Origin of the sequence: Arenimonas sp., from assembly GCF_019459675.1 — a bacterium.
GTDB lineage: Bacteria > Pseudomonadota > Gammaproteobacteria > Xanthomonadales > Xanthomonadaceae > Arenimonas.
This window is the reverse complement of record NZ_JAIBFH010000374.1, coordinates 1-5,109: the sequence shown is the minus strand read 5'-3', so window position 1 is coordinate 5,109 and position 5,109 is coordinate 1. Positions and strand designations below refer to the sequence as shown.

General features: G+C 67.0%; 5 protein-coding genes. 1 reads left to right on the top strand and 4 read right to left on the bottom strand.

Translation table 11 applies throughout. The features are described 5' to 3' along the window. Positions 1-81: 81 nt before the first annotated feature. Genes K0M70_RS12475 through K0M70_RS12460 form a run of 4 tightly spaced genes read right to left on the bottom strand, consistent with a single transcriptional unit; the run spans position 82 to position 3,941 of the window. Entirely contained in the window at positions 82-1,302 is a 1,221-nt protein-coding gene (locus K0M70_RS12475) for an ABC transporter permease (RefSeq protein ID WP_290782420.1), read from the bottom strand. After that, the gene (locus K0M70_RS12470; protein WP_290782418.1) at positions 1,302-2,012 is read right to left on the bottom strand and encodes an ABC transporter ATP-binding protein; all 711 of its coding nucleotides are present in this window, start codon (positions 2,010-2,012) and stop codon (positions 1,302-1,304) included. Before K0M70_RS12470 ends, K0M70_RS12475 begins: the two co-directional genes overlap by 1 nt. Beyond that, a complete protein-coding gene (locus tag K0M70_RS12465; protein WP_290782416.1) occupies positions 2,009-3,235 on the bottom strand; it encodes an efflux RND transporter periplasmic adaptor subunit in 1,227 nt (408 codons plus the stop codon). The genes K0M70_RS12470 and K0M70_RS12465 overlap by 4 nt, the downstream gene beginning before the upstream one ends. A 25-nt stretch (positions 3,236-3,260) precedes the next feature. Next, positions 3,261-3,941 (bottom strand): YIP1 family protein, encoded by a 681-nt coding sequence (locus K0M70_RS12460; protein WP_290782414.1) that lies wholly within the window; start codon positions 3,939-3,941, stop codon positions 3,261-3,263. Between the two features lie 221 nt (positions 3,942-4,162). On the opposite strand from K0M70_RS12460, the gene K0M70_RS12455 reads away from it, so the two are divergent. Next, entirely contained in the window at positions 4,163-5,062 is a 900-nt protein-coding gene (locus tag K0M70_RS12455; RefSeq protein ID WP_290782412.1) for a dienelactone hydrolase family protein, read from the top strand. The last annotated feature ends 47 nt before the right edge of the window (positions 5,063-5,109 follow it).

Below are 5,109 nucleotides of genomic sequence, written 5' to 3'. Positions count from 1 at the left end.
CCCCCCCGGCGGGGGGGGGGGCCCGGGCGCCGCGCGCCACGCGCCGCCCCCGGACTTGGGCGAAGAGCCATAGGGAAGCGGTTACTCGTAGCGCAGCGCTTCGATGGGATCCAGGCTGGCGGCCTTGGAGGCCGGCATGATGCCGAACACCACGCCCACCAGCGCCGAGAAACCGGCGGCCGCCACGATCACCCACATCGGCACCGACGCCGGCGGGAAGCCCGGGATCAGGCTGGCTACGCCAAGGCCGATGCCGATACCCAGCACGATGCCGATGATGCCGCCCAGCAGGGCCAACAGACCGGCCTCCAGCAGGAACTGCACCAGGATGTCGCGTCGGGTGGCGCCCAGCGCCTTGAGGATGCCGATCTCGCGCGTTCGCTCGGTCACCGACACCAGCATGATGTTCATGATGCCAATGCCGCCCACCAGCAGCGAGATGCTGACGATGCCCGCCAGCACCGCGGTGGCGGTGGCAGTGATGCTTTCGAACTGCTTGACGAACGAATCGGCGGCCTCCACCCGGAAGTCGTCCTCGTCGCCGGGCCGCAGCTTGTGCGACGCCCGGATGGCGCGCTTGACGCGCTCGCGCAGCGCCTCGACGTCTTCAAGCTTGAGCGCCGTGAACGACACCGACATGCGCGGCTTGACGTTGTTGCCCGTCATCGCCCGGCCCACGTCGAACGGGATCAGCACGATGCTGTCCTGGTTGAAGCCGAAGATTTCGCCCCGCTTCTCCATCACCCCGACGATCTTGAACCACTCGCTGCCGACGCGGATGAACTCGCCGATCGGGTCGTCGGGCAGCTCCAGGTCCTCGATCAGCTTGACGCCGACCACGGCCACGCGCCGACGCCCGACGTCGTCGCTGGCGACGATGAAACGGCCCTTCTCCGGGTAATTGCCGCGCACGGCCGGGTATTCGGCGGTGGTGGCCAGCACCTGCGGGTTGGCCGTACGGCCGCGGTAGCCGGCGGCGGCCATCGGCACGCCCATGGTGGGCACCACCCGGTCCACGCCCGCCACCCGGTAGCGCAGCGTGTCGACGTCGCTGAAGCTCAACCGGTTTTCCTTGCCTACGCTGGCTTCCGAGAACGGCGTGTAGGCCTGCAGGGTGAGCGTGCTGCCGCCGAGGTCGGCGAATTGGTCGGAGATGGACTTGGAGAAACCCTGCACCAGCGACACCACCGCGATCACCGACGCGGTGCCGATCAGGATGCCCAGCGTGGTGAGGAAGCTGCGCATGCGGTGGCCCATCAGGCTGGTCAGCGCGGCGCGGAAAGCTTCGATGAACGCGTACATCAGTGGCCTCCCGGCGCGCTGCCCGGAACCCGGGGCGGGTTGAGGGTGTCCTGGACGATCTTGCCGTCGGCCACGCGCAGGGTGCGGTGGCAGTAGGCGGCGATGTCGGGTTCGTGCGTCACCACCACCACGGTCTGGCCACTGCGATGCACTTCATCGAACAAGGCCATGATCTCGGCCGACGTGCGCGAGTCGAGGTTGCCCGTGGGTTCGTCGGCCAGCAGGATCGACGGCTTGCCCACCAGCGCCCGCGCCACCGCGACGCGCTGGCGCTGGCCACCCGACAGCTGGTTGGGCCGATGGCCCAGCCGGTTGCCCAGGCCCACCTGTTCCAGCGCCTTCGTGGCCAGCACCTTGCGCTCGGCCCGCGGCATGCCGCGGTACACCAGCGGCTGCATCACGTTCTCCAGCACCGTCAGGCGCGGCAGCAGGTGGAAACTCTGGAACACGAAGCCGATTTCCTGGTTGCGCACCTGGGCCAGCTCGTTGTCGTTCATCGTGGAAGTGTCGCGGCCGTTGAGCACATAGGTGCCCGCGGTTGGCGAGTCCAGGCAGCCGATCAGGTTCATCAGCGTCGACTTGCCCGAGCCCGAGGGCCCGATCAGCGCGACGTACTCGTTGCGCCCGATGTGCAGGTCCACGCCGGCCAGGGCCATCAGCTCTTCTTCGCCCATGATGTAGCGTTTGACGATGCCGGTGAGTCGGATCATTCGTCGGTGACCTCGACCTCGATGTCGCTGTCGTCGTCCTGCGCAGCGTCGCTGTCCTTCTTCTCTTCGAGCTCGCTGATGCGCTCGCCTTCCAGCAGGCTGCGCACGGTCTTGCCCGGTCCCGTGATCACGCGGTCGCCGGCCTTCAGGCCCGACGCGATGGCTTCCCACTTGTCGTCGGACAGCCCCACTTCCACTTCCACCTTGCGCGCCGATCCGTCGCGGTCCACCCAGACAAAGCGCGTGACCTTCTTGTCCTCGTCCACGTCGGTGCCCACGGCCTCCACCGGCACCGCCAGCGTGCGGCTGCCGTCGCCCAGGAAGATGTCGGCGCGCGCGCTCATGCCCGAACGCAGTGCGATGTCCTTGGGCGGCTCCAGCAGGGCCGTCACCTCATACGACCGGCCCTGGTTGACCAGGGTCGGCGCGAGCGCGATCTGGTGCACCTTGCCCACCAGTGCAAGATCGGGGAACGCAGCCGCGAAGACGTTCACGTCCTGACCCAGCGCGATCTTGGACACGTCGGCCTCGTCCACCATCAGCTCGACCTGGATGGCGGACGTGTCGGCGATCTTCATCAGCTGTGCGCCCGCGAAGGCATTGGTTGAGGCAATCGCGGTTTCGCCGACCTTGATCGGCAGCGCCACGATGGTGCCGCTGATGGGCGACCGGATGTCGGTCTTGCTGAACTGGTCGCGCGCCTCGCCCAGCACGGCGTCGGCACGGCGCAGGGCCTCCTCGCTGCTCTTGAGCTCCACCCGGTTGAGGTCGCGGGCGTTGCGCAGGTCGTCGTACTCGCTCTGCCCGATCATTTTCTGTTCGAACAGCTGCACGCCGCGGGCCAGCCGCTTCTCGGCCAGCGCCAGTGCAAGCCGCTGCCGCTCGATGCTGATCACGCCCTGGCGACGGCTGGCTTCCTCGCGCTCGATGGCGTTGCGGTAGGTTTCCGGGTCCAGCCGCAGCAGCAGCTGGTCCTGGACCACCTGGTCGCCCTCTTCGACCAGGATCTCGCGCACCTTGGCCACCACCTCGGAGGTCAGGTTGACCTCGGTGAGATAGGCCAGCACGCCCGAAGCCAGGATGGTTGGGCGAATGGCCTGCTCGGAGGCCACCGCGATGGTCACTTCCTTGCGTGAATCACCGCGCCCTGCCTTGATCAGCAGAGGGATGGCGATGACCGCGACAATGACCGCGGCGGCGACGACTTTCTTGTTGAGCTTCATGCGTGGGTCCGTAAATGAGTAGGGCTCAGATCAGCGCCATCAGCGCCATGACGCCGTAGATCAACAGCGACGGCAGCATCACCACGCCCAGGGCCTGGCCCCAGCCGGTGCGGAACCAGGTCTTCCAGCCCAGCGCGGACAGGAACCACACCCAGAAGTTGAGCAGGCTGAACGACTTGGCCAGGCGGCTCCAGTCGTGGTCCATCGGCAGCTGCACCAGCAGCGGGTCGATGTTGAGCAACTGCAGGGACTCAAGCGAGGTCTGCGCCGAGCTGGTGAACACCCCCACCACCAGCAGCACGCTGGCCAGGATCATCGGCAGGCTCGCCCAGGCGGTCAGGCTCAGGCCCTGCTTGAAGCTGATGACATTGCCGGTGATCTTGCCGGCCAGCAGGTAATACAGTGAAAAGATGCAGTAGATGATCGGGGTGACGATGGCGACGCTCACCGCCCCGATGTAGCCCGACGTGCGGGCCCCCGGCATCATCTTGGACACCTGTTCAAGCTCGGCCTTGCTCATCTCGCTGCCCAGCGCCTGCAGCTGGTGGCTGGCGAACCATTCCGGGTCCACGAACATGAAGTAGACGAAGATGGACGCGGCGGCCGCAACGATGGACAGCAGGGCCGGGAGCACGAAGGTCGGCTTTTCCTTGAGCTCGGCGAAGACTTTCCCGGGTTCCAGGAAGATGTTGATCAGGTGCGACATGTTTTTCCCCTAAATGACTGATGTTCAGCGGCTGATTCCCTCGATCAGCGCGCCAATGGTAGGTGAAGTCCGGCGACCGGGTATGGCCCAAGAGGCATGGGCTCCGAGGCACCCGACACAAGCATTGACGGACCAAGGGACAAAAACGTGACAAGGAATCTCCTTCACCCGGTCCTACGGCCCGGATGGAATCATGGCCCGAATACTCCGGAGAGGCCGCCATGACCGACACAGCCCGCAAGACCGCCAAGGATTTCGACCCCGCCGTGATGCAGCTGTTCGATCAATATGTGCATGGCCTGATCGACCGGAGAGGCTTCCTCAAGGGCACTTCGGCCCTGGCCATCAGCGCCGCCGCGGCCACCGGCATGCTGGCGGCGCTGACGCCCGACTTCGCGGCGGCCCAACAGGTGAAGCCCGACGACGCCCGCCTGAAGGCCGAATTCCTGGAGTTCGATTCGCCCGCCGGCTACGGCAAGGGCCGCGGCTATCTGGTCCGCCCCGCCGACGCCACCGCTCCGCTTCCTCTGGTCCTGGTGGTGCACGAGAACCGCGGCCTGAACCCGCACATCGAAGACATCACCCGTCGCCTCGCGCTGGCCGGCTACCTGGCCTTCGCGCCAGACGCGCTGTTCCCGCTCGGTGGATACCCGGGCGACGAGGATTCGGCGCGCACGCTGTTCCAGCAGCTCGACCAGGCCAGGACGCGCGAGGACATGGTGGCGGCAGCCGGATTCCTGGCCGGGCTTGAAGGCGGCAACGGCCGCATGGGCGCGATCGGGTTCTGCTACGGCGGCGCCATCGCCAATTTCCTCGCCACGCGGCTTCCGGAACTCAAGGCGTCCGTTCCCTTCTACGGCAGCGGCGCGCCGCTGGCCGACGTCGGCAAGATCAAGGCTGAGCTGCTGGTGGTGCTGGCGGCGGACGACGAGCGCGTCAACGCCGGCTGGCCCGCCTACGAAGAAGCGCTGAAGGCGGCGGGCGTGACCTACCGCATGATCCAGCCGCCCGACACCCTGCATGGCTTCAACAACGACACCACTCCGCGCTACAACGAGGGCGCCGCGGCGGTGGCCTGGAGCGAGGCCCTGGCGCTGTTCGAACGCACGCTGCGCGGCTGAGCCGGCGCGTCACGGTGCGTGCATCCCCGCGGGGATGCAGCCGGGCT

Coding starts and splice junctions, on each gene's coding strand:
- K0M70_RS12475 (WP_290782420.1), bottom strand. CDS start 1,302: ATGTACGCGTTCATCGAAGCTTTCCGCGCCGCGCTGACCAGCCTGATG.
- K0M70_RS12455 (WP_290782412.1), top strand. CDS start 4,163: ATGACCGACACAGCCCGCAAGACCGCCAAGGATTTCGACCCCGCCGTG.
- K0M70_RS12460 (WP_290782414.1), bottom strand. CDS start 3,941: ATGTCGCACCTGATCAACATCTTCCTGGAACCCGGGAAAGTCTTCGCC.
- K0M70_RS12465 (WP_290782416.1), bottom strand. CDS start 3,235: ATGAAGCTCAACAAGAAAGTCGTCGCCGCCGCGGTCATTGTCGCGGTC.
- K0M70_RS12470 (WP_290782418.1), bottom strand. CDS start 2,012: ATGATCCGACTCACCGGCATCGTCAAACGCTACATCATGGGCGAAGAA.